This window comes from Janthinobacterium violaceinigrum, assembly GCF_009208555.1.
Taxonomy (GTDB): Bacteria; Pseudomonadota; Gammaproteobacteria; order Burkholderiales; family Burkholderiaceae_D; genus Janthinobacterium; species Janthinobacterium violaceinigrum.
Genome location: NZ_WFLI01000026.1, coordinates 1 through 22,237 on the forward strand (window position 1 = coordinate 1; position 22,237 = coordinate 22,237).

Annotated in this window: 21 protein-coding genes, 1 rRNA gene and 1 pseudogene; 10 read left to right on the forward strand and 13 right to left on the reverse strand. The window is 63.1% G+C overall.

Annotated elements, in window-relative coordinates; all coding sequences use genetic code 11:
• Positions 1 to 117, reverse strand: a 16S ribosomal RNA gene (locus GCN75_RS19855); the annotation flags it as partial.
• A 410-nt stretch (positions 118 to 527) separates the two neighbouring features.
• Positions 528 to 1,304, reverse strand: a complete 777-nt coding sequence (locus GCN75_RS19860) for an enoyl-CoA hydratase (protein ID WP_152283955.1) — start codon at positions 1,302 to 1,304, stop codon at positions 528 to 530.
• A 189-nt stretch (positions 1,305 to 1,493) separates the two neighbouring features.
• Here GCN75_RS19860 and GCN75_RS19865 point away from each other — a divergent pair, with 189 nt between their 5' ends.
• Both GCN75_RS19865 and GCN75_RS19870 read left to right on the forward strand, forming a co-directional pair.
• Positions 1,494 to 2,687 carry an MFS transporter gene (locus tag GCN75_RS19865; RefSeq protein ID WP_264372551.1) on the forward strand — a complete coding sequence of 398 codons (1,194 nt, stop codon included), beginning with the start codon at positions 1,494 to 1,496 and terminating at the stop codon, positions 2,685 to 2,687.
• 137 nt (positions 2,688 to 2,824) lie between these two features.
• Positions 2,825 to 3,262 carry a universal stress protein gene (locus GCN75_RS19870; RefSeq protein ID WP_152283956.1) on the forward strand — a complete coding sequence of 146 codons (438 nt, stop codon included), beginning with the start codon at positions 2,825 to 2,827 and terminating at the stop codon, positions 3,260 to 3,262.
• Between the two features lie 113 nt (positions 3,263 to 3,375).
• Here the strand turns inward: GCN75_RS19870 and mltA are convergent, their stop codons facing one another.
• Positions 3,376 to 4,482, reverse strand: coding sequence for a murein transglycosylase A (mltA, locus tag GCN75_RS19875; RefSeq protein ID WP_319633302.1), 1,107 nt, complete (start codon positions 4,480 to 4,482; stop codon positions 3,376 to 3,378).
• A 181-nt stretch (positions 4,483 to 4,663) separates the two neighbouring features.
• On the opposite strand from mltA, the gene GCN75_RS29255 reads away from it, so the two are divergent.
• Positions 4,664 to 4,810 (forward strand): hypothetical protein, encoded by a 147-nt coding sequence (locus tag GCN75_RS29255; protein ID WP_193317575.1) that lies wholly within the window; start codon positions 4,664 to 4,666, stop codon positions 4,808 to 4,810.
• 22 nt (positions 4,811 to 4,832) lie between these two features.
• On the opposite strand, the gene apaG is transcribed toward GCN75_RS29255, so the two are convergent.
• Positions 4,833 to 5,207: a Co2+/Mg2+ efflux protein ApaG gene (apaG, locus tag GCN75_RS19880; RefSeq protein WP_034753698.1), complete on the reverse strand. Its 375-nt coding sequence runs from the start codon at positions 5,205 to 5,207 to the stop codon at positions 4,833 to 4,835.
• Between the two features lie 164 nt (positions 5,208 to 5,371).
• Here apaG and rpe point away from each other — a divergent pair, with 164 nt between their 5' ends.
• From rpe to GCN75_RS19915, 7 genes and pseudogenes are all read left to right on the forward strand, one after another.
• Positions 5,372 to 6,046: a ribulose-phosphate 3-epimerase gene (gene rpe, locus GCN75_RS19885; protein ID WP_077399332.1), complete on the forward strand. Its 675-nt coding sequence runs from the start codon at positions 5,372 to 5,374 to the stop codon at positions 6,044 to 6,046.
• Positions 6,046 to 6,750 (forward strand): phosphoglycolate phosphatase, encoded by a 705-nt coding sequence (locus GCN75_RS19890; protein ID WP_152283957.1) that lies wholly within the window; start codon positions 6,046 to 6,048, stop codon positions 6,748 to 6,750. Before rpe ends, GCN75_RS19890 begins: the two co-directional genes overlap by 1 nt.
• A gap of 269 nt (positions 6,751 to 7,019) precedes the next feature.
• A pseudogene (gene trpE / locus GCN75_RS19895) lies at positions 7,020 to 8,420 on the forward strand (anthranilate synthase component I); the annotation flags it as partial.
• A 97-nt stretch (positions 8,421 to 8,517) separates the two neighbouring features.
• Positions 8,518 to 9,081: an aminodeoxychorismate/anthranilate synthase component II gene (locus GCN75_RS19900; RefSeq protein ID WP_152283959.1), complete on the forward strand. Its 564-nt coding sequence runs from the start codon at positions 8,518 to 8,520 to the stop codon at positions 9,079 to 9,081.
• A gap of 65 nt (positions 9,082 to 9,146) precedes the next feature.
• On the forward strand, positions 9,147 to 10,190 hold the full coding sequence (gene trpD / locus GCN75_RS19905; protein WP_152283960.1) for an anthranilate phosphoribosyltransferase: 1,044 nt from the start codon (positions 9,147 to 9,149) through the stop codon (positions 10,188 to 10,190).
• A 34-nt stretch (positions 10,191 to 10,224) separates the two neighbouring features.
• A complete protein-coding gene (trpC, locus tag GCN75_RS19910) occupies positions 10,225 to 11,025 on the forward strand; it encodes an indole-3-glycerol phosphate synthase TrpC (RefSeq protein WP_152283961.1) in 801 nt (266 codons plus the stop codon).
• 20 nt (positions 11,026 to 11,045) lie between these two features.
• Complete coding sequence (locus GCN75_RS19915; RefSeq protein WP_152283962.1) at positions 11,046 to 11,498, forward strand: hypothetical protein; 453 nt, start codon at positions 11,046 to 11,048, stop codon at positions 11,496 to 11,498.
• Here the strand turns inward: GCN75_RS19915 and GCN75_RS19920 are convergent.
• The 9 genes from GCN75_RS19920 to dkgB form a co-directional block, all read right to left on the reverse strand.
• The gene (locus GCN75_RS19920) at positions 11,449 to 12,618 is read right to left on the reverse strand and encodes a GGDEF domain-containing protein (RefSeq protein ID WP_226941479.1); all 1,170 of its coding nucleotides are present in this window, start codon (positions 12,616 to 12,618) and stop codon (positions 11,449 to 11,451) included. The two genes, GCN75_RS19915 and GCN75_RS19920, sit on opposite strands and share 50 nt — an antisense overlap.
• Before the next feature lie 221 nt (positions 12,619 to 12,839).
• On the reverse strand, positions 12,840 to 14,726 hold the full coding sequence (locus GCN75_RS19925; RefSeq protein WP_226941480.1) for a M61 family metallopeptidase: 1,887 nt from the start codon (positions 14,724 to 14,726) through the stop codon (positions 12,840 to 12,842).
• A gap of 48 nt (positions 14,727 to 14,774) precedes the next feature.
• Positions 14,775 to 15,353 carry a nucleotidyltransferase family protein gene (locus GCN75_RS19930; RefSeq protein WP_152283965.1) on the reverse strand — a complete coding sequence of 193 codons (579 nt, stop codon included), beginning with the start codon at positions 15,351 to 15,353 and terminating at the stop codon, positions 14,775 to 14,777.
• Positions 15,354 to 15,366: 13 nt separating this feature from the next.
• On the reverse strand, positions 15,367 to 17,631 hold the full coding sequence (locus GCN75_RS19935; RefSeq protein WP_152283966.1) for a xanthine dehydrogenase family protein molybdopterin-binding subunit: 2,265 nt from the start codon (positions 17,629 to 17,631) through the stop codon (positions 15,367 to 15,369).
• Positions 17,632 to 17,641: 10 nt separating this feature from the next.
• The gene (locus GCN75_RS19940; protein WP_077399302.1) at positions 17,642 to 18,100 is read right to left on the reverse strand and encodes a (2Fe-2S)-binding protein; all 459 of its coding nucleotides are present in this window, start codon (positions 18,098 to 18,100) and stop codon (positions 17,642 to 17,644) included.
• 132 nt (positions 18,101 to 18,232) lie between these two features.
• Complete coding sequence (locus GCN75_RS19945; protein WP_193317057.1) at positions 18,233 to 18,949, reverse strand: DsbC family protein; 717 nt, start codon at positions 18,947 to 18,949, stop codon at positions 18,233 to 18,235.
• A gap of 159 nt (positions 18,950 to 19,108) precedes the next feature.
• Positions 19,109 to 20,341 (reverse strand): FAD-dependent monooxygenase, encoded by a 1,233-nt coding sequence (locus GCN75_RS19950; RefSeq protein ID WP_193317576.1) that lies wholly within the window; start codon positions 20,339 to 20,341, stop codon positions 19,109 to 19,111.
• A 66-nt stretch (positions 20,342 to 20,407) separates the two neighbouring features.
• On the reverse strand, positions 20,408 to 21,337 hold the full coding sequence (locus GCN75_RS19955; RefSeq protein ID WP_152283967.1) for an LLM class oxidoreductase: 930 nt from the start codon (positions 21,335 to 21,337) through the stop codon (positions 20,408 to 20,410).
• A 1-nt stretch (position 21,338) separates the two neighbouring features.
• Positions 21,339 to 22,163, reverse strand: a complete 825-nt coding sequence (gene dkgB / locus GCN75_RS19960) for a 2,5-didehydrogluconate reductase DkgB (protein ID WP_152283968.1) — start codon at positions 22,161 to 22,163, stop codon at positions 21,339 to 21,341.
• Positions 22,164 to 22,237 lie beyond the last annotated feature (74 nt).

The window sequence follows — 22,237 nt, forward strand, 5'->3', positions numbered from 1 at the left end:
ATATTACTCACCCGTTCGCCACTCGCCACCAGAGCAAGCTCCGTGCTGCCGTTCGACTTGCATGTGTAAGGCATGCCGCCAGCGTTCAATCTGAGCCAGGATCAAACTCTTCAGTTTAATCTCTGTTTAATGTCATTTCTGACAGGTCGGACAGTATCGCTACCATCCAAATCTTTTGCATTGCAAAAGATTTGCTCACTCAAAAAACTGACAGGCTACTTCTTGCGAAGTATCCTATTTCATTATTTCTTGTGAACATTTGATATATTTTAAGTATTACGCCAATCCGAAGATTGACGCTGCACTTACATCAAATGCCCACACTTATCGACTGTTAATTGTTAAAGAACTGTATTCGGTTACTGCTTTCGCGTTATCGACAAAGCGTTGTGTTTGTCAGCTGCGAAGAAGGAAGAGTATGAAGCGTTTGCAGCATTTCGTCAACCTTCTTTTTTGCCGTTTGCTACTGCATCCGGCTCCCTCTGTTTCGCCAAAACCACTGCGTTGCATCGGGGAGGCGAATCATATCAAAGACCGTCGAAGTTTGGCAAGCGCTTTTCCAGGAAAGCGTGCATGCCTTCTTTTTGCGCAGGCGTACCGAAGGCAGCCTGGAACAAACGGCGCTCGTAGGCGACGCCATCGGTCAAGGTCGTTTCAAACGCGCGGTTGACGCAATCCTTGATCATCATGGCCACCGAAGTCGGCATGGCGGCGATGGTCTTGGCGGCAGCCAGGGTTTCTTCCAGCAATTTGTCGGCCGGCACCACGCGCGACACCAGGCCGATGCGTTCCGCTTCCGCTGCGTCGATGGTGCGCGCCGTCAGCAGCAGGTCCATGGCCTTGGCCTTGCCGATGGCGCGCGGCAAGCGCTGCGTACCGCCCGCACCCGGCGTGACGCCGACCTTGATTTCCGGCTGGCCGAATTTGGCGCTGTCGGCGGCGATCAGGAAATCGCACATCATGGCCAGTTCGCAGCCGCCGCCCAGCGCATAGCCAGCTACGGCACCCACCACGGGTTTGCGCACGCGCAAGATATGTTCCCAGTTGCGACTGATGTAGCCCTGGGTAAAGGTGTCGGGGTAAGTGTAGTCGGCCATGGCGGCGATGTCGGCGCCGGCGGCAAACGCTTTTTCGCTGCCCGTAAGCACGATACAGCCGATATTGTCGTCGGCGTCGAACTTCAGCAAAGCGTCGCCCAGCTCATTCATCATGTTGTCGTTCAAGGCGTTGAGCGCCTTCGGGCGGTTCAGGCGGATGACCGCCACTTTGTCCTGGATTTCGATGATCAGGTCTTCGTATTGCATATAGTCTCCTCTGGATGAACACGGTAGCGACGATTGTAGCGGCTAACGGCAGCAGCGCGGCAGGTGCGCTGCTATTATTGTGAGCCTGATCATTTTCATATCGAGCAAGATATTTTCTCTTCATTCTTCCAGCATTGCGTCCGCTACCTGCGCGGCGACGGCAGCGCCGCCAGCGCCAATTTTCGCCGCTTGTGGTTCAGCAACGGCCTCAATTGCTTCGGCGCCCAGATCACCTCGCTGGCCCTGCCCCTGTGCGCCGTGCTGTTGCTGCATGCGACGCCGGAACAGATGGGCGTCCTGGTCGCCCTTCAGGCGCTGCCGTTCGCCCTGTTCGGCTTGCCCGTCGGCGTGCTGCTGGACCGGCGCAGCAAACACCCGATCATGCTGTTCAGCGAAAGCATGTCGGGCCTGGCCCTGGCCAGCGTGGCCGTGGCCTATTGGTGCGGCGTGCTGTCCATGCCCTGGTTATATATAGTGGGCTTCATTATCGGCACGGGCTTCGTCGTCGGCGGCGGCGCCGAGCAAGTCTTTCTGACTTTCCTGGTGGGACGTGATGGCTTGATCGATGCACAGTCGAAATTTGCCGCCACCGAATCGGCGTCGCGCCTGATCGGTCCCGGCCTGGCTGGCGTGCTGGTACAAGTCTTGTCGGCACCGGTCGCCATCCTGTGCACGGCTTGCGGTTACCTGATTTCCGTCTTCAATTTGCGCGCCATGAGCGTGCGCGACCCGCGACCCGCGCCGTCCGACAAACACGCCCTGCGCGACATCGCCGATGGCTTGCTGTTTGTCTGGCGTGAACCGCTGCTGCGCGCGCTGGCGTGGGGTGCCGGTATCTGGCATTTCCTGTTTTACGCCAGCATGGCCTTGACGGTACTGTTTGCCACGCGCGACCTGGGCATGAGCCCCGGCGTACTGGGCATGACGCAGATGCTCGGTGGCGCCGGCGTCCTGCTCAGCGCCTTCATCGTCAAGCCGCTGACGAAGCGCTACGGCGCCGGCCGCACCATCCTGATCGGGCTGGCGTCGACTTCCGTGTGCTTTGCCCTGACGCCCACCATCCCCGCCGCCCTGTTCGGCAGCGCAGCCGCCAGCGCCGTGGCCTATGCCGTGCTGATGTTCTTTTTCGATTGCGGCGTGATGCTGTTCTTTATTCCCTACCTGGGCTTGCGCCAGAAAGTCACGCCGGACCCCATGCTGGGCCGCATGACTTCGACCATGCGCTTCCTGACGGTGGCAACGGCGCCGCTGGGCGCGCTGGCCGCCGGCTGGATCGCGGAACACTTTGGCGTGCGCAATGGCCTGGCCTGCATCGCGGCCGGCAGCATCCTGTTGACGGTGACCATGGTGTGGGGCACGCCGCTGCGTAGCGTGCGCACCTGAAGCAATGAACGGGCATACACTGCTGAAAGATTGCCTTGGCGACACTATTCACGCCAAAGCTTGCGAGGTTTGATTTACATCAAGGTTTTAATTGATGTAAATCCATAAGCTGTCTTACATCACTTGAGGAGCACGCTATGTTTAACACCATCTTATTTCCCACCGACGGCTCGCCGTTGTCCGACAAAGCGGCCGAGACCGCCCTCGCCTTCGCCCAATTAAACAAGGCCAAGCTGGTTGCCATCAGCGTGGTGCAGCCGTTCCCGTTCTCGCCGATGGCCGATGGCGGCATCGTGCTCGACGCCGGCTTGTACGAACAACAGATGCAGGAAGCCTCGCAGCGCGCCATCGACAAGATCGGCGAAGCGGCGCGCGCCGTCGGCGTCCCCTTTGAAGGCGTGGTGGCCGTCTCGCCCAGCCCGCACGAGGAAATCGTGAGTGCGGCGCAAACCTACCATTGCGACATCATCCTGATGGCCTCGCATGGCCGCAAGGGCTTGAACAAGCTGTTCGTGGGCAGCGAAACGCAAAAAGTGCTGGCGCATACCCATCTGCCAGTGATGGTCCTGCGCTAACACCTGAGCCAAGCTGCTGCGCGTCGCAGGACGCAACCCACTGCCGCGCGCTGCGGTTTTGCCAGGCGTGATTCAGCAAGCGCCGACCTTGCCCCCGGCGGCGCCAGCATCGTCTAGCGCGCCGGCGCCTGCTTCGGCAACAACACCCACACGGCGCCGCTCTGTTTCATGCGGCCCGCATTCTCCGCCGCTTCCGCACCGAAACCAAAGAAATAATCGACCCGAATGGGCCCGCGAATGGCGCCGCCCGTATCCTGCGCCATCACCAGGCGCTGCATGGGGATATCGCTGTTGGCTTGCGTGGTGGCCAGGAACACGGGCGCGCCCAGCGGCACGAAGCGCGAATCGATGGCCACCGAACGCTGCGGCGTCAACGGCACGCCCAGCGCCCCCTTCGGCCCCACCTTGGGATCGGGCAAGCGCTCTTCCTTGAAGAACACATAGCTGGGATTGGCGTTGAACAACTCATCCTTGCGCGTGGGATGGCCGGCGATCCACGCCTTGATGCCCTGCGCGGACGCCTGGCTCAGGGTCAGTTCGCCCTTGTCGACCAGGTAGCGGCCGATCGACTTGTACGGGTGACCATTCTGGTCCGCGTACGCCACGCGCACGGTTTCCTGCGTATCGGTCAGTTGCACACGCCCGGAACCCTGCACCTGCAGGAAGAACGCCTCCACTTCGTCATCCACCCATAGCAACTCCTTGCCCGTGACGGAAGTGGCGCGCTCGATGTCGGCGCGCGTGGCATACGGCACCACCTTCTTGCCCACCAGCTTGCCCCGCAAGCGCATGTTCTTCAGTTCCGGATACACGCCGGCCAGGTCGACGGAAACGAGATCGTCGGGCACCTTGTACAGCGGCGTCTGATATGGACCGCCGCGTTTGCGCGCGCCATGCAGCAATGGCTCGTAATACCCGGTCACCAACCCAGTATTGGCGCCATCGGCGGCCACCACTTGATTTGGCACAAAGAACGTCTCGAAAAACAGGCGGATGGCCTTGTCGCTGTCGGCATTCACCTGGCGCGCGATGGTGCACGATTCTTTCCAGTCAGGACGCTTGACCAGCACGCCGCACGAAGCCATGAAGGCGGGCCAGGCAGCGCGCATGTCATCGCGGGCCCAGCCAGGCAAGGCGGCAAACTTGGCGGGTACGAAGGTGGGGGCGGCCGCATCCGTGGCGTCCTTGACCTCCTTGGCATCGACCGGCTTGGCTGGCACGGGCTTGACGACGGTCGGGGCAATTGCCGGTGCCTTGTCGCCGGCAGTGCCGGGCGCTACCGGTGGCGTGGTACAGGCAGACAGAGCAAGCGCGACGGCACTGACTGAAACGAGTAGACTACCGCGTGTCAATAAACGACGGTTTAATAATAAGCTGCGGGTAAATAACATAGGGGTGCGTATGTGGATCTTGATGATAGAAGCGCTGGTGGCGTTCTTCTTGCTGGCATTTATAGTCTGGTGGACCATGTATTCGGGCAAGAAGCCCGCGCCACCGGCGCGCAAACAGCTCAGCGAAGAACAGGACAGCGCCGAAAAACTGAAATAGGGGGCGCAAGGCCCCCGCTTCCTCAATGCAGGGTGCGCGGCACCGACAGCACGAATTCGGGAATCGGCGCTTCGAACTGATGGCCATCTTCGGCCACGCAAAAGTATTCGCCGTGCATCGAACCTTGCGGCGTGCCCAGCATGGTGCCGCTCGTGTATTCGAACTGTTCGCCCGGCTGCAGCAGCGGCTGGTGGCCGACGGCACCAAGGCCGCGCACCTCTTCCACCTTGTTGTTCGCATCCGTGATGACCCAGTGGCGCGAAATCAGCTGCGCGCCAGCCGTGCCCGTATTGACGACGCGGATCGTGTAGCTGAACACGTGCCGCCCCTGGTCCGGTGCCGATTGCTCGGGCAGATATTGCGTCTTGACCGTTACCGTAAATTCATAAGTCGCCATCGTCATTCCTATTCAGACATTACCAGTCGTGTGTGTCGCGCGCGCCGCATGGGCCATCGCGCGCCGCGTATTCGGTGTTTCACTATGCTTCAATAAGGCATGGTAACGGCGTCAAGCGTAAAATAGCGCATCTTCGCATTTTCTACTCTTAGCCTTTAGCCACCATGACAACATTCCGTATCGCTCCCAGCATCCTGTCCGCCGACTTTGCCCGCCTGGGCGAGGAAGTGCGCAACGTCGTCACTGCCGGCGCCGACATCATCCACTTCGACGTGATGGATAACCATTATGTGCCGAACCTGACCATCGGCCCGCTGGTGTGCGAAGCGATCCGTCCGCACGTGCAAGTGCCCATCGACGTGCATCTGATGGTCAAGCCTGTCGATCGCATTATCCCGGATTTCGCCAAGGCTGGCGCGAACATCATCACCTTCCACCCGGAAGCGTCGGATCACGTCGACCGTTCGCTGCAGCTGATCCGCGACAATGGCTGCAAATCGGGCCTGGTTTTCAACCCGGGCACGCCGCTGCACTACCTGGAACACGTGATGGACAAGATCGACATCATCCTGATCATGTCGGTCAACCCGGGCTTTGGCGGCCAGTCCTTCATTCCGCAAGCGCTGAAGAAAATCGCCGAAGCGCGCCGCATGATCGACGAGTCGGGCCGTGACATCATGCTGGAAGTCGACGGCGGCATCAAGATCGACAACATCGCCGCGGCCGCCGCTGCCGGCGCCGACACCTTCGTCGCCGGCTCGGCCATCTTCGGCAAGCCGGACTACAAGGCCGTCATCGACGCCATGCGCGCCGAGTTGGCCAAGACGGTGGGCAACTGATGGTGGCGGGCACGGTAAAGCAACACGTGCTGGCCGGCGTACGCGCCGCCATCATCGACCTCGATGGCACGATGCTCGACACCGTGCCCGATTTCCATGTCGCCATCAACGGCATGCGCGCCGAGTTCGACCTGGCGCCCATCAGCGCCGAGGCCATCAAGCTGATGGTGGGCAAGGGTTCGGAAAACCTGATCCGCACCGTGCTGGCCCTCGACTTCGACACAGCCGGCGTGGAACAGCGCTTCGAACAGGCGATGGACGCCTATCAGCGCCACTACCTGGCCATCAACGGCCAGTTCAGCACCCTGTACCCGGACGTGGAAGCGGGCCTGGCGGCAATGAAGGCGGCAGGCCTGCGCCTGGCCTGCGTCACCAACAAGCCGATCGCCTTCGCCCTGCCCCTGCTGAAACAGAAAAACCTGGACGGCTATTTCGAGATCGTCTACGGCGGCGATTCGCTGCCGCAGAAAAAACCGCATCCCATGCCGCTGCTGCAAGTGTGTGCGGACTTCGACCTGGCGCCCGCCAAAGTGGTGGCCATCGGCGACTCCTCGAATGACGCGCAAGCGGCCCGGGCTGCGGCTTGCCCCGTATTGACGGTACCGTACGGCTACAATCACGGACACTCTATACACGATACCGATTCCGATGGTATAGTAAATACGCTGCTCGAAGCGGCCCAATTTATTAGCATGCAAAACTAACCGGCATACTGACCAAACCCACCACCATATCGTGAACACGTTTCTCATCAAAAAACACAATGTCACCCAAACCGGCTCGATTGAGGCCTGGCTTTGGCGACGCTGGCAATCCTGGCAGGCTTAAGGGCCGAGCCGTTACGATTGCTGCCGGTTGCACACGCGTCCTTTGCGCATTTTGCGCAAGTTGCATGCCCCGGCAAGTTTTTTGATAACCCACCGCAGGGTTTGTGCACTATGCGCACACGCACCCTGACGGCATGGAGAGAAACATGACCGAACTCGAATTCAAATCGCTGGCCCAGCAAGGCTACAACCGCATCCCCCTGATCGCCGAAGCATTCGCCGACCTGGAAACCCCGCTCACGCTGTACCTGAAACTGGCGCAGACCCAGCAAGGCGGCAAGAACACCTTCCTGCTCGAATCCGTCGTCGGCGGCGAGCGTTTCGGCCGCTATTCCTTCATCGGCTTGCCCGCCACGACCGTGCTGCGCAGCTATGGCAAACGCACGGAAATTGTCAAGAACGGCGCCGTGATCGAAGAACATGAAGGCAATCCGCTCGACTTCATCGAGCAGTACCAGTCGCGCTTCAAGGTGGCCCTGCGCCCCGGCATGCCCCGCTTCTGCGGCGGCCTGGCCGGCTACTTCGGCTACGACACGGTGCGCCACATCGAGAAAAAACTCGCCGGCGGCGCGCCGAAGGATGATCTGAACCTGCCCGACATCCAGCTGATGGTGACGGAAGAGCTGGCCGTCATCGACAACCTGTCCGGCAAGCTGTACCTGATTGTCTACGCCGACACTACGCAGCCCGAGTCGTTTTCGAAATCGCAGCAGCGCCTGAAGGACTTGCGCATGATGCTGCGCCGCGGCGTCGATGCGCCCGTCACCAGCGCTTCCGTGCGCACGGAAACCATCCGCGATTTTTCCAAGGAAGACTACCTGAAGGCGGTTGCCAAGGCGCATGAATACGTGATGGCCGGCGACCTGATGCAGGTACAGATCGGCCAGCGCATCCGTAAACCTTACGTCGATTCGCCGCTGACACTGTACCGTGCTTTGCGCTCGCTCAACCCATCGCCGTATATGTACTTCTATAATTTCGGCGACATGCAGATCATCGGCGCTTCGCCCGAAATCCTGGTGCGCAACGAAACGACGGCGGGCGGCGGCAAGAAAGTCACCTTGCGTCCGATCGCCGGCACCCGCCCGCGCGGCGCCACGCCAGAGCGCGACGCGGAGCTGTCGGCCGAGTTGCTGGCCGATCCGAAAGAGATCGCCGAACACGTGATGCTGATCGACCTGGCGCGCAACGACATCGGCCGCATCGCCGAAACGGGCAGCGTGCAAGTCACCGACCGCATGGTCATCGAGAAATACTCGCACGTGCAGCACATCGTCTCGAACGTGGAAGGCAGCCTGAAGGAAGGCTTGTCGAACCTGGACGTGCTGCGCGCGACCTTCCCCGCCGGCACCCTGACGGGCGCGCCGAAAGTGCGCGCCATGGAAGTGATCGACGAACTGGAAATCACCAAGCGCGGCATCTACGGCGGCGCCTGCGGTTACCTGTCGTTTGGCGGCGAAATGGATGTGGCGATCGCCATCCGCACGGGCGTGGTCAAGGACGGCATGCTGTACGTGCAGGCCGCGGCCGGCATCGTCGCCGACTCGATCCCCGAAATGGAATGGCAGGAAACCGAAAACAAGGCGCGCGCCGTGCTGCGCGCCGCCGAACAAGTGCAAGATGGCCTGGATGGAGGATTCTAAGATGCTGCTGATGATCGACAACTACGACTCCTTCACCTATAACATCGTGCAGTATTTCGGTGAACTGGGCGAAGACGTGCGGGTCTACCGCAACGATGAAATCACGATCGCGCAGATCGAGGCGCTGAACCCGGACCGCATCTGCATTTCGCCCGGCCCGAAAGCGCCGGCGCAGGCGGGCATTTCGGTGGAAGTGCTCAAGCACTTCGCCGGCAAGAAACCGATACTGGGCGTGTGCCTGGGCCACCAGGCCATCGGCGAAGCGTTTGGCGGCAACGTCATCCGCGCCAAGCAAGTCATGCATGGCAAGACTTCCCTCATCGCGCATACGGGCGTGGGCGTTTTCAAAGGCTTGCCCAGCCCCTTCACAGTGATCCGCTACCACTCTCTGGCGATCGAACGCGCCTCGCTGCCTTCCTGCCTGGAAGTGACAGCGTGGACGGACGACGGCGAAATCATGGGCGTGCGACACCGGGAATACGATATCGAGGGCGTGCAGTTCCACCCCGAATCGATCCTCTCGGAGCACGGCCACGCCCTGCTGAAGAACTTTCTCGAGCGCTGATTCCATGCGCACGCCACGGCGTGCCGTCAGTGTCCTCCTGCGCCATCATTGAAGAAGGAAGCATCATGCCGATCACCCCACAAGAAGCCCTGCTGCGCTGCATCGAACACCGCGAAATCTTTCACGACGAAATGCTGTACCTGTTCCGCCAGATCATGTCCGGCGAAATGTCGCCCACCATGATCGCCGCCCTGACCATGGGCTTGCGCGTGAAAAAGGAAACCATCGGCGAAATCGCCGCCGCCGCGCAGGTGATGCGCGAGTTTTCCACCAAGGTGCCCATGGCCGACACCACCAACCTGCTCGACATCGTCGGCACGGGCGGCGACGGCGCGCACACATTCAATATTTCCACCGCCTCCATGTTCGTGGCGGCCGCAGCCGGCGCGCGCGTGGCCAAGCATGGCGGGCGCAGCGTGTCGTCCTCGTCCGGCAGCGCCGACGTGCTCGACTCGCTGGGCGTCAACATCAATCTGCAGCCCGAACAGATCGCCCAGTCGATCGCGCAGACGGGCATCGGCTTCATGTACGCCCCCAACCACCACGCAGCCATGAAGCATGCGGCGCCCGTGCGCCGCGAACTGGGCGTGCGCACGATTTTCAATATCCTGGGCCCGCTGACGAATCCCGCCGGCGCGCCGAACATTCTGATGGGCGTATTCCACGCCGACCTGGTCGGCATCCAGGTGCGCGTGCTGCAGCGCCTGGGCGCGCAGCATGCGATCGTCGTGTATGGCCGCGACAATATGGATGAAGTGTCGCTGGGCGCGGCCACCATGGTCGGTGAACTGGTCAACGGCGAAATCCGCGAGTATGAAATCCATCCGGAAGATTTCGGCTTGCAGATGATCGCCAGCCGCAACCTGAAAGTGGCCGATTCCGTGGAATCGAAAGCCAAGATGATGGAAGCGCTGCGCGGCGAACCGGGCGCGGCCAGCGACATCGTTGCCCTGAACGCGGGCACGGCGCTGTATGCGGCCGGCGTGGCCAGCTCGATCGAAGATGGCCTGGCGCGCGCGCGCACGGCCGTCAGCTCGGGCGCCGCGCTGGCGAAACTCGACCAATTCGTGCAGGTGACGCAACAGCTGGGTACCCCGGCGCAAGCGTGAGCTCCCCGCCCTCCTTTATAGAATAGCGACCATCATGTCCGACATACTCGATAAAATCCTGGCCGTGAAGGCCGATGAAGTGGCCAAGGCCAAGGCCCGCCGCAGCCTGGCCAGCCTGCGCGGCGACGTGGAAAGCGACGGCGCCCTGCGCGACGGCCTGCGCGGTTTCGAAGCGAGCCTGCGCCAGCACATCGCCGCCGGCAAACCCGGCATCATCGCCGAAGTCAAAAAGGCGTCGCCGTCGAAAGGCGTGATCCGCGCCGACTTCCGCCCTGCCGACATCGCCGCCAGCTATGCGGCGCATGGCGCGGCCTGCCTATCCGTGCTGACGGACGAGCAATTCTTCCAGGGTTCCGTGGCATACCTGCAGCAGGCGCGTGCCGCCTGCGCCATTCCCGTGCTGCGCAAGGACTTCATGGTCGACATGTACCAGATCTACGAAGCGCGGGCCATGGGCGCCGACTGCATCCTGCTGATCGTCGCGGCGCTCGACCATGGCCTGATGGCGGAGATGGAAGCGTGCGCCCACGAACTGGGCATGGGCGTGCTGATCGAAAGCCACGATGGCGAAGAGCTGACGGCGGCACTCAAGCTCAAGAGCGCGCTGATCGGCATCAACAACCGCAACCTGCGCACCTTCGAGACCTCGCTCGACACCACCATCAATCTCTTGCCGCGCATCCCGCAAGACAAATTGATCATCACGGAATCGGGCATCCACAGCACGGCCGACGTGCAACGCATGCGCGACGCGCACATCCACAGCTTCCTCGTGGGCGAAGCGTTCATGCGTGCGCCGGACCCCGGCGTGGAACTGGAACGCCTGTTCAGCTAAACCGTGGTAGGCTGGCAGCCATGAGACACGCGATCACCGTCCTTGCTGCCACCGTCCTGCTGTCGGCTTGCCAGCATGCGCCTCCGCCCGCGGCGCAAGCGCCCCCGCGCACGCAGGCGGCGATACAGCTGGCCGCCAGCATCGATGCCTACAAGGCGCTGGTGGCGCAGCAGATCATGGCGGCCAACGGCGCCTACACGTTCAGCGGGCGCCTGCCGCCCATGCTGCCGGCCATCGTCGTGCTCGACCTGAGCGTGGGGCCCGACGGCGAGCTGAAAAGCGTGCATGTGCACCGTTCACGCGACAGCGAAGCATCGGCCGCGGCGCTGGCCGCCGTGCGGCGCGTGCCCACCCTCTTTCCGCCGGCCGCACACCTGATGCACAGCCGCGCCCGGACTTTCGATTTTTCCGAAACCTTCCTGTTCAACGAACAGTATCGATTCCAGCTGCGGACCTTGTCCGGTCCACAGTAAACGCGGCGGCATCGAATTCGATGCGGTCGCGGCCTCGCTCCTTGGCCAGGTACAGGGCCGCATCGGCGCGCGACAGCAATTCTTCCAGCCCCTCCATCACCGATGCCTGGCAAGCCACGCCGATGCTGACCGTACACGCCGGCAAGCCCGCCTGATTGGGTTCGTGCAGCAAGGCGCGGATGCGTTCGGCCACGCCCAGCGCATTCTGTGGCGGCATGTCCGGCATCAGCACGACGAACTCCTCGCCGCCGAAACGCGCCACGCAGTCCGATTCGCGCAGGGCGCCGCCAATGACGGTGGCCACATGCGCCAGCACCTGGTCGCCCACCGCGTGACCGTGGCGGTCATTGATCAATTTGAAGTAATCGAGGTCGATGCTGAGCAGTGTCAGCGGCAAGCGGTGGCGGCGCAGATTGTCTATCTCGCGCGCATACGCGTCGCCGAAGCCGCGCCGGTTCAGCACCTGCGTCAAGGGATCGTGGGTCGAGCGGCGCTCCAGTATCTGCTGCAGGCGCCGCGTCGCCACCGTCATGAAGCCCACCGTCAGCAGCAGCGCCATGAAATTGGCGACTGCCAGATAGATGCCGGCCGGCGTGCCGGCCACCGTCAGGTCCACGCTGGCGCCGCCATGCAGCAAGGCAGACACGCCACGCGCCAGCACCACGACAGCTTGCAGCAGCATCAGCGCGCCAAAGAAAAAGCTGGAAAAATGACGTTCGCCGTAGCGCCACACCAGCTGCACCTGGCGCGCATAAAACAGGAAGACCAGCAGGGAAAAGACCGTCACGCGCATCGAGAAATCGGGACGCACCAGCAGCCACCAGCCGCTGCCGGCGATGGCCAGGGAAAGTATCAGCAGATAGGCGCGGCGGCTGGGCGCCAGGCCATAGAATTTCTCCGTGCCCAGCATCGACAGGCCGATGCCGGCCACCAGCACCGCATTGGCCGCCAGCATGGACAATGCCGGTGGCAGCACCTCGCGGGTACCGAACAGCAGCGACGCGCACACCAGCAACAGCAAACCGGCCGCCCAATGCCCCAGGCCATGCACCTCGCGCCGGAAACTGCGATAGACCGAGAACATGACGATGCTCATCGCCCCGCACATCAGGGTCGTCATCAGCATAATCGTTCGAGGATCGAGTGTTTGCACGTCGGGCGCTATCTAAAAGAAGCAGTTCGGCAATTTTAGTTTAGTTAAAGAAAAATTAGTTCATTTGCGGTAAATATGATGGCACCGCGCCAGTACCCGCCGCTTAGTTGCATTTGAGAAATTGCGCCGCCCAATAAAAAACCGGCCAGTGACGGCCGGTTCCTGGTCTTAACGCATGAGCAGCAGCATCATGCGGCACTCGGACGCTTCGGCCCCGTGGCTTTCTTTGGTGCCGGCAGCAAGCTCAGGCTGACGCCGGGCACGCGGTCGCCCTGCAATACGGCCGCGAACGTCATCAGCTCATCGCGGCGGAATGCGTGCACCGCCACCTTGGCGCCCACCGCATAACGGCCCAGCAAGGTGTCCAGGTTGGCCGGGTTGCCCGTCACGCGCAAGCCATCGATGGCCACCAGCACGTCGCCCGCCGACAGGCCGGCCAGGTGCGCCGCGCCGCCCTGGTGCACCTGCGCCAGCTTGGCATCGTTGCCGTCGCGGCCCAGGTTGACGTCCAGGCTGGCTTTTTGCCCCTTGCGGGCATCGCTGTATTTCACGCCGAACGGTGCCAGCAGGCGCGCCAGCGGCACGTCGTCCGTGCCGCGGATGTAGCGCTCGAAGAAAGGCTTCATGCGCGTGCCGGAAATCTCGTCGAACAGGGCTTCGACTTCGGCCGGCGTCACGCCGCGCGCTTTGCCCTTGTAGAAATCGCGGCCATAGCGCTGCCACAGCGCCTGCATCACATCGTCCAGCGATTTCTCGCCATTCGTCTTCGTGCGCAGGGTCAGGTCGAAGGCCAGCGCGATCAGCGAACCCTTGGTGTAGTAGCTGACGATGGCATTCGGCGCGTTTTCATCCTGGCGGTAGTACTTGCCCCAGGCGTCGAAGCTGGAATCGGCCACGCTCTGCTTGGTGCGGCCGCTGCCGCGCAAGACGCTGTTGACGGTCTTGCCCAGCAGCTTGAAGTAGGCATCCTCGTCGATCAGGCCCGCGCGCACCAGCATCAGGTCGTCGTAATAGCTGGTGAAGCCCTCGAACAGCCACAGCAGCGGCGAGTAGCTTTCCGCCTGCAGGTTGTACGGCGCGAACGCGGCCGGCTTGATGCGCTTGACGTTCCAGGTATGGAAGTACTCGTGACTGCACAGGCCCAGGAATTTCAGGTAGCCGTCGCCGATTTCCGTGCTGGTCGACGCCGTCGTCGGCAGGTCGGCGCGCGCGCAGATCAGGGCCGTCGAGGCGCGGTGTTCCAGGCCGCCATAACCGTCGCCGACGGCCATGGTCATGAATACATAGCGGTCCATCGGCGCTTTTTTTGTCTTCGGTTCGAAGAAGGCGATCTGCGTTTCGCAGATGGCCTTCAGGTCGCGGCACAAGCGGTCCAGGTCCAGGTTCGGCACCTTGCCCGTGACGACGATATCGTGCGGCACGCCATGCGCAGTGAAAGTGGCCAGCGCGAAGTCGCCCATTTCCACCGGGTGGTCGATCAGCTCATCGTAATTGGCCGCCTGGTAGCTGCCGAAGCCATAGCGCTTCGCTTTCAGTTCCGGCAGGGTGGTGGCGACTCTCCAGGTCTTGCAGGCCGTATCCTTCGGCTGCACGATGTGCACTTCGTGCGCATCGGATTCCTGGCCCAGCACGCGCAGGAACACGCTGGTGCCGTTGAAGAAGCCGTGATTCTGGTCCAGGTGCGCGGCGCGCACGGACAAATCCCAGGCGTAGACGTCGTATTCGACCGTCAAGGCGCCCGTGCACGGGGCGGCTTGCCACGAATGCTTGTCCAGCTTGGTCAGCGCCACGGCCTTGCCCTGGGACTCGGCGCGGATGCTGACGATATTGCGCGAAAATTCGCGGATCATGTAGCTGCCCGGGATCCAGGCCGGCAAGGACAAGACCTGGCCGATGGCGGCCGGCGCCTTGACCGTCAAGGTGACCTTGAACATGTGGCCCGCTAGGTCCGCGGCGGCGATGCTGTAGATGATGCCGGCGGCCGGTGTGGTTTTCACTGCGGTTTTCGCCGCGGCTTTGCTTGTGGCTTTGCCGCTCGCCTTGGCGATGATTTTCTTAGTCGGTGCTTTCTTCATGTTTTCCTCGTGTCTGGCCTGTCTTCCCGGGAGCGCCACTGCCCCGCCTTACAAATCGTCAGATGTATCAATATCGCGCAAGATGCCGCTGTCGTCCACTGTCACGTCGCATACGGCATGGCTGTTGACGATGCTGCGCGCGCCCTGGTCGCCATCGAGCGCCAGCAGCAGCGGCAAGTGAAATGCACTGAACGCGACCGGATTGCCGCGCCGGCCCTGGAACACGGGCACGGCGATGCGCGCGCCATCGCCGATGGCTTGCGACAAGGCGGCGATTGTAGCCGCTTCCACCCAAGGCATGTCGCCCAGCGCGATCAGCCAGCCCGGCGCGCCGCGCACGTAATCGATGGCGCAGGTGAGCGAGGCTGCCATGCCCGTGTCGGCATCATGGCAGACGCGCACTTCGCAGCCCAGCGCGCCGAGCACGCGCGCCACCTGCGTGTCGTCGGCACGCACCACGGCCAGCACGCGCGGCAAGGCGGCCAGCATGTTCGTGGCGGCTGCCACTACCACCGACAAGCCCGCGTGCGGGCCTTCCGTCAACGGCTGCAATAATTTGTTCTGCACGCCGGAAGGATCGAACCTGCGCCCCCTCCCAGCTGCCAGCAAGATGCCGACCGTGCTCAAAAGACCACTGCCGTCATGCGGCCGCCAGGTCGAACGGCAGCTTGCGCAGGCGCTTGCCCGTCAGCGCGAACAGCGCGTTGGCAAACGCGGGCGCCAATGGCGGCACGCCCGGTTCGCCCATGCCCGTCGGCGCATCCCCCGAAGGCACCAGGTGCACCTCGATCACCGGCATGTCGGGCATGCGCGGCACGGGGTAGTCGCCGAAGTTCTGCTGCTCCACCACGCCATCCTTGAGCGTGATGGCGGCGCCGGGAATCGTCATGCCCAGCGCCATCAGCGCGGCGCCCTGCACTTGCGCCTCGATCGTCAGCGGATTGACGGCCAGGTTGCAATGCACGCCCGCCCACACCTGGTGCAGCTTGGGCGCGCCTTGCACCACCGAAGCCGTCACCACGTAGGCGACCACGGAATTGAACGATTCATGCATGGCCACGCCCCAGGCCTGCCCTTTCGGCAGCTTCTTCTTGCCATAGCCGGACTTGGCCACGGCCAGGTCCAGCGCGGCGATGTGGCGCGTGTGCTTGGCGTCGATCAGCTGCTTGCGGTAGGCGACGGGGTCCATCTTGGCCACGTGCGCCGCTTCGTCGATCAGGGTTTCCATGACAAAGGCCGTATGCGTCGAGCCGACGGAACGCCACCACAGCACGGGCACGTTCGCCTTGGCCGTGTGCACGGACAGCTTCATCGGCAAGGTATACGGTTCGCCCATGCCTTCGACCATGGTGCCGTCGACGCCATTTTTCACCATGAAGGCTTCGAACGGCGTGCCGGCCATGATGGACTGGCCCACGATGGTATGGTCCCAGGCGAGGATCTTCCCTTTGGCGTCCAGGCCGATCTGCGCGCGGTGCACATGCGACGGCCGGTAGTAGCCGCCCTTGATGTCGTCCTCGCGGCTCCACATCAGTTTTAATGGTCCGCTCTTGCCCGCCGCCCGCCAGGCCTTGGCGACGTTGACGGCTTCGACCACGTAGTCGGACGATGGCACGGCGCGCCGGCCGAAGCCGCCGCCCGCCATCATCGTGTGCAGGGTCACCTGCTCGGGTTTCAGGCCGGATGTGGCAGCGATGGCCGCCTGGTCGCCCGTCTGGAATTGCGAACCGACCCACATCGTGCATTTGTCGGCCTGCAGGTCGACCACGCAGTTGAGCGGCTCCATCGGCGCGTGCGCCAGGTAAGGAAATTCGTAGACGGCTTCGATTTTCTTCGGCGCCCGGGACAATGCCGAGACATCGAATGCGCGCGCCACCGTGCCCGGCGTTTTGGCCAGCGCCTTGAAGGCGGCCAGCTGCTTGTCGCTGCTGACCTTTTCCACGGCGCTGCTGTCCCACTCGATCACCAGCGCGTCGCGTCCCTGCTTCGCGGGCCAGTAGCCGTCGGCGATGACGGCCACGCCGCTGCCGCCACGGTCGGTCTTGACTTCCAGCACCTCCAGTACGCCCTTGATGGCTTTCGCCTTGCTGGCGTCGAACTTCGCCACCTTCGCGCCAAACACGGGCGGGCGCGCCACCATGGCCACTTTCGCGCCAGGCGGCTTGAAGTCGATGCCGAACTGCTGTTTTCCCGTGGACTTGGCTGCCGCATCCAGGCGTTTCACGGGCTTGCCGATGAGGGCAAAGTCGCGCGGGTCTTTCAGCTTGACGGTGGCGGGCACCGGCTGGCGCATGGCCGCATCGGCAAACTCGCCATACGTCGCCTTTTGTCCGCCGGGGCCATACAGCACGCCCTTGGCGGCGCGCACCTGCTCGGGACTGACTTTCCACTGCGCGGCGGCGGCGCCCACCAGCATGGCGCGCGCCTTGGCGCCGATTTCGCGGTACTGCGTAAACGAATGGGCGATGCTGCCCGAACCGCCCGTCATCTGCATGCCGTAGGCAGCATCCTTGTACTGTTCGCCGGCCGGCGCCAGCGCGCCGTGCACCATGCTCCAGTCGGCGTCGAGCTCCTCGGCGATCAGCATGGGCAAGCTCGTTTGCACGCCCTGGCCGAATTCCAGCCGGTTCACCTGCACCGTCACCGTGTTATCGGGGGCGATGTGCAAGAAGGCGTTTGGCGCATACACGGGCTTGGCGGGGGCGCTATCGGCGGCCATGGCCAGCTTGCCTGCGCCCGGCAGAAAAAAGCCCAGCATCAGGCCGCCACCGGCCACCGCGCCCGCCTTCATGAAACCGCGCCGCGAGACGCCATCGGCCACGCCCGGCGAAGCCGATGCCAGCGCCGCGCCCAGGGTCACCCCGCCATGCTGCAATGCTTCCTGATTCAACCATTCGATACGCATGTCGCTCTCCTCAGGCCAGGGTCTTGGCCGCGTCCTTGATGGCGGCGCGGATCCGTTGATAGGTGCCGCAGCGGCAGATATTGCCGCTCATGGCGCCGTCGATGTCGGCATCGCTGGGCGCCTTGTTGGTGCGCAGCAGCGCCGTGGCGCTCATCACCTGGCCGCTTTGACAGTAGCCGCATTGCGGCACGTCGTGCTGTACCCACGCCGCCTGCACGGCCTTGCCCACCTGGTCGTTTTCCATCGCTTCGATGGTGGTGATCTTTTGCGCGCCGACGGAGGAAATCGGCGTGATGCACGAGCGGATGGCCTGGCCGTCGAGGTGCACCGTGCAGGCGCCGCACAGGGCCATGCCGCAGCCGAATTTGGTGCCCGTCATGTTCAGGTTATCGCGCAGCGCCCACAGGATGGGCGTGGAAGGATCGGCATCGACCTGCGTGTCGCGTCCGTTGATATTCAGGGTAATCATCTGCTGCTTCTCCTTTTTGGAATTGTTATGGCGTCTACAAACAACACTTGATGATACGACAGCGGAAAAAAGTGCAAAAAAAAGCGCGCCTTGCGAGGGCGCGCCGTCCAGCCTTCCTGGCGACAGCCCGGATTACTTAATGGTCGAGAATTTCTGTTCCAGCGTCTTCGCATCGACTGCGCCCGGAATGCGGCTGCCGTCGGCAAAGAAGATGGCTGGCGTGCCCGACACGCGCAGCTGCTGGCCCAGGGCCAGAATTTTTTCATGCGGGTTGGCGCAATTGGCGGCCACCGTAGCCGGCGCCTTGCCGTTCAACATCCAGTCGTCCCAGGCCTTGTTGCGGTCCGGCGCGCACCACACGTTGCGCGACTTGACGATGGAGTCCGGCGACAGGATGTTGTACATGAAGGTGTAGACGGTGACGTTGTCGATTTCCTTCAGCGCGTTCTGGCGGAAACGCTTGCAGTAGCCGCAGTTCGGATCTTCGAACACGGCGATCACGCGCTTGCCATTGCCCTTGACGGATTTCATGGCCGAATCGAGCGGCAGGTCGGAGAACTTGATGCGATTGACTTCGTCCAGGCGCACCTTGGTCAGGTCCTGCGACGTCTTGGCGTCGAAGACGTGGCCGACGAACAGGTATTGCGCGGTTTTGTCCGTGTACAGGATGTCGCCACCCGTGCGCACTTCGTACAGGCCGCCGTACGGGGTTTCCTTGACCGAATCGACCTTGGCGCCTTCGCCCAGGCGCGGCTCGATCAGCTTCTTGATGCCCGCTTCCGTCGGCGTTTCCGCGCCGGCGCACGACATCATCAGGCCCGAGGCCAGTACCAATGCGACTCTGCTCATTTTTATCACTATCACTTCTCCACTTGAAACGCCTGGCGGAACTGGCATCTGGCCCGGCGCCGTTACCTATTTGACAAAACGATCGCCGCAGACCAGCTGCGGCGACCTTGAATTTTCACTGCTGCCATTATCCGGCGATATCTTAAGATTCACTGATATCTACTGATTTCCCAGTGCGTGCGAAATCATTTTCCGCTTCAGGGCCGGTAATTTATCCAGCAAGTTTAATCCCAAATTGCGAACCACGCGCAACGGCTCCAGATCGGCGCCGAACAAACGCGCCAGGCCATCGGTGGCCAGCTGCATCAGCAGCACGTCTTCCTTGCGCGCGCGCGCATAGCGGGCCAGCACGCGCTCGTCGCCGATGCCGCGGTGCGCCTCGCGCTCGGCGATGGTCTTGACCAGCTGCGCCACGTCGGCAAAACCCAGGTTCATGCCGTGTCCCGCCATCGGGTGCACCACGTGGGCGGCGTCGCCCACCAGGGCCACGCGCGGCGCCACCATGGCGTGCGGGCGCATCAGGGTCAGCGGAAACGCGCGCACCAGCTCCGGCTGCAATGGCGTCAGCTTGCCCAGCTTGTCGTGGCAGTAGGCGGCCAGGCGCGCGGCCAGGGCGTCGGCCGGTTCGGCCATCAAGGTATCGGCCAGCGCATCGGGTGCCGACCAGACCAGCGAAACGCGCTCGCCAGGCAGCGGCAGCAGCGCGACGATGCCTTCGCTACCCGTGAACCACTGGTGGGCAGCACCATGGTGCGGCTTTTCGCAGGCGAAGTTGCTGACCACGCCCCGCTGGCCGTACGAGCGGTAATCGAGGCCGATGTCGCACTGGCCCCGCACCCACGACTGGGCGCCGTCCGCGCCCACTACCAATGCGCAAGTGATGGTGTCGCCGCCATCGAGATGCACGATGGCCGAGTCGTTCGTCCATTCCAGGCGGCTGGCGCGGCCCTGCACCACATTGACGTTCGGCGCGAATTTCAGGGCGGCGTCCAGCGCCTGGCCCAGGTTGCGGTCTTCGACGATCCACGCCAGGGTGCCCACATGGGCGCCATAGGCGTCGAAACCAAGCCCGCCCGCCTGCGCGCCATCGCCGTTGACCAGCATGGCGTCGACGGGCGCTACCCTGTCGGCTTCCAGGGCGCCCCATACCTTCAGCGACGACAGCAGCTGGTGCGCCGTGTGATTGAGCGCGTACACGCGCACATCCCAGCTGGGCTCGACCGGCTTGCCAGCGGATGCGGGCGGACTCACCGGGGATAACAGGGTGACGCTTTGTCCTGCCTGGGCAAACGCCAGCGCCGTGGTTTTCGCGATGGCGCCATTGCCGACGATGCAAACGTCGCTGTGGCTATGCATGAAGCGCCGCATGGTGGGGGAAGAGGGACTGTTCATGGGGCCATTATAGCGTTTGCCCCACCTGTTTCAGATAGTCCGGAAGTACAGGACGCATGCCCCAGATCAAGCGGCGCCATGAAACACGGGCAGCACGTGGTCCGCGATCTCCTGCAGGGTCTCGGCCAGCGGGCGGCGGTTCTGCCGCAGCTGCAGGCCGATGTGCTGCACGCCGGCGTCGCGCATGGCCGCCAGCTCGGCGATCAGGCCGTCGCGCCCCGTGCGTGCGCCAAAGCGGAAGCGCTGCAGCGGCACGCTCGGGTCGTCGTCCAGGTCCAGGTGGATGAAGCTGACGTAGGGTTTATCTTCCCCGGCGACGGCGCGCCATTGCGCCGCACGCCGCGCATGGTCGTCCGGCGTGCCCGGATAGGCGAGCCAGCCATCCATCTGCGCGCCGATCCACGCGGGCGACTGCTGCGCCAGCCCCGCCACCAGCAGCGGCAGGGGCGCGGCCGGCTTGGGCAGCAAGCGGATGCCGGACGGCAGGCGCGTCTCGCCCCAGTCGCGCAGCATGGCCACCTGCTCGCGGAAGGCGGCGCCGCGCTGCTCGAAGTCGCGGCCGAACACGGGATACTCGATGGGCCGGTCGCCGCTGGCCACGCCCAGCAGCAAACGCCCGCCGCTCAACTGGTCCACGCTGGCCGCCGCCTTCAGGGTCAAGACGGGCTCGCGCAGTGGCAGCACCACAGCGGCCGTACCCAGCAAGATGTTCTCCGTGATGCCAGCCAGGTAGCCCAGGTAGGTAAATACCTCGAAGACCTGGGCTGCGTCGCCGAACGACGGGTCATATAAAGGTACGTCGCGCAGCCACAGCGCCCGGAAGCCCAGGCGGTCGGCCAGTTTTGCCAGTTCCGCATGCTGGCGCAGATCCGGTTCGCCCGGCACGCGGACGGACGCCGCATTCGCCTGGCGCCCCGTGGACGTCCAGTCATTATCGAGCGGCAGTTCCAGGCCGATGCTGAAGCCGCCCTGTCCAAGCTTGGTCATGGCGCCCATATCAGTCCCACTGCGGCGCCAGGCCGTCCGGGTTGGCCAGGCGCTCGCCCCGCTCGAGCGTGGCCATCTGCGCCATCTCGTCCGGCGACAGGATGATGCGCTGGAAATGCAGGTTCGCTTCCAGGTTGGCGCGTTTGGTCGACGAGGGGATCACGGCAAAGCCCTGCTGCAGCGACCAGCTAAGCGCCACTTGCGCGGGCGTCGCGCCGTGCTTCGCGGCGATGGCGGCGATGACAGGATCGGCAACCACCTTGCCATACGCGAGCGGCATGTAGGCCGTGATATGGATGCCCTGGCTGCGCGCGAAATCGATGACGGTGCGGTTCTGCAGGAACGGATGGATCTCGATTTGCTGCGTGGCAATTTCCGACGCGCCCACCGTATCGATCGCTTGCTGCAGCTGCGCGTTGGTGAAATTCGACACGCCGATGGCCCTGGTCAGCCCCTGCGCCTTGGCCTCCGCCAGCGCCGCCATGTATTCGGCGACGGGAATGGCGTCCTGCGGCGACGGCCAGTGGATCAGGGTCAGGTCCAGTTGTTCCAGCCGCAGCTTGTGGAGGCTGTCTTTCAGGCTGGGAATCAGTTTGTCGCGCTGCAGGTTCTCGATCCAGATCTTGGTGGTGACGAACAGTGCATCGCGCGGGACAGGGCTGGCGGCGATCGCCTGGCCCACCTCGGCTTCATTGCCGTAGATTTGCGCCGTGTCGATATGGCGGTAACCCACGTCCAGACCCGTGGTGACGGAATCGATGACGACCTGGCCCTGCAGACGGAAGGTGCCCAGGCCGATTTCAGGGATGGCGGTGTGTTGGGTAGTGGCATTCATGCGGTGAGTCCTCTCAAGTCAGTAACGATGGCCACACTATGCGCCCATCCTTTGTTGAGAAAAATACCGTTTAT

Bases quoted from the DNA above. Each gene is read 5' to 3' on its own strand.
- trpC (WP_152283961.1), top strand. From the start codon at position 10,225: ATGTCCGACATACTCGATAAAATCCTGGCCGTGAAGGCCGATGAAGTG.
- GCN75_RS19890 (WP_152283957.1), top strand. From the start codon at position 6,046: ATGGTGGCGGGCACGGTAAAGCAACACGTGCTGGCCGGCGTACGCGCC.
- GCN75_RS19915 (WP_152283962.1), top strand. From the start codon at position 11,046: ATGAGACACGCGATCACCGTCCTTGCTGCCACCGTCCTGCTGTCGGCT.
- GCN75_RS19860 (WP_152283955.1), bottom strand. From the start codon at position 1,304: ATGCAATACGAAGACCTGATCATCGAAATCCAGGACAAAGTGGCGGTC.
- GCN75_RS19940 (WP_077399302.1), bottom strand. From the start codon at position 18,100: ATGATTACCCTGAATATCAACGGACGCGACACGCAGGTCGATGCCGAT.
- dkgB (WP_152283968.1), bottom strand. From the start codon at position 22,163: ATGAATGCCACTACCCAACACACCGCCATCCCTGAAATCGGCCTGGGC.
- GCN75_RS19950 (WP_193317576.1), bottom strand. From the start codon at position 20,341: ATGAACAGTCCCTCTTCCCCCACCATGCGGCGCTTCATGCATAGCCAC.
- GCN75_RS19925 (WP_226941480.1), bottom strand. From the start codon at position 14,726: ATGAAGAAAGCACCGACTAAGAAAATCATCGCCAAGGCGAGCGGCAAA.
- apaG (WP_034753698.1), bottom strand. From the start codon at position 5,207: ATGGCGACTTATGAATTTACGGTAACGGTCAAGACGCAATATCTGCCC.
- GCN75_RS29255 (WP_193317575.1), top strand. From the start codon at position 4,664: ATGTGGATCTTGATGATAGAAGCGCTGGTGGCGTTCTTCTTGCTGGCA.
- GCN75_RS19945 (WP_193317057.1), bottom strand. From the start codon at position 18,949: ATGAGCAGAGTCGCATTGGTACTGGCCTCGGGCCTGATGATGTCGTGC.
- GCN75_RS19955 (WP_152283967.1), bottom strand. From the start codon at position 21,337: ATGGGCGCCATGACCAAGCTTGGACAGGGCGGCTTCAGCATCGGCCTG.
- GCN75_RS19920 (WP_226941479.1), bottom strand. From the start codon at position 12,618: ATGACGACCCTGATGTGCGGGGCGATGAGCATCGTCATGTTCTCGGTC.
- trpD (WP_152283960.1), top strand. From the start codon at position 9,147: ATGCCGATCACCCCACAAGAAGCCCTGCTGCGCTGCATCGAACACCGC.
- GCN75_RS19900 (WP_152283959.1), top strand. From the start codon at position 8,518: ATGCTGCTGATGATCGACAACTACGACTCCTTCACCTATAACATCGTG.
- GCN75_RS19935 (WP_152283966.1), bottom strand. From the start codon at position 17,631: ATGCGTATCGAATGGTTGAATCAGGAAGCATTGCAGCATGGCGGGGTG.
- rpe (WP_077399332.1), top strand. From the start codon at position 5,372: ATGACAACATTCCGTATCGCTCCCAGCATCCTGTCCGCCGACTTTGCC.
- GCN75_RS19870 (WP_152283956.1), top strand. From the start codon at position 2,825: ATGTTTAACACCATCTTATTTCCCACCGACGGCTCGCCGTTGTCCGAC.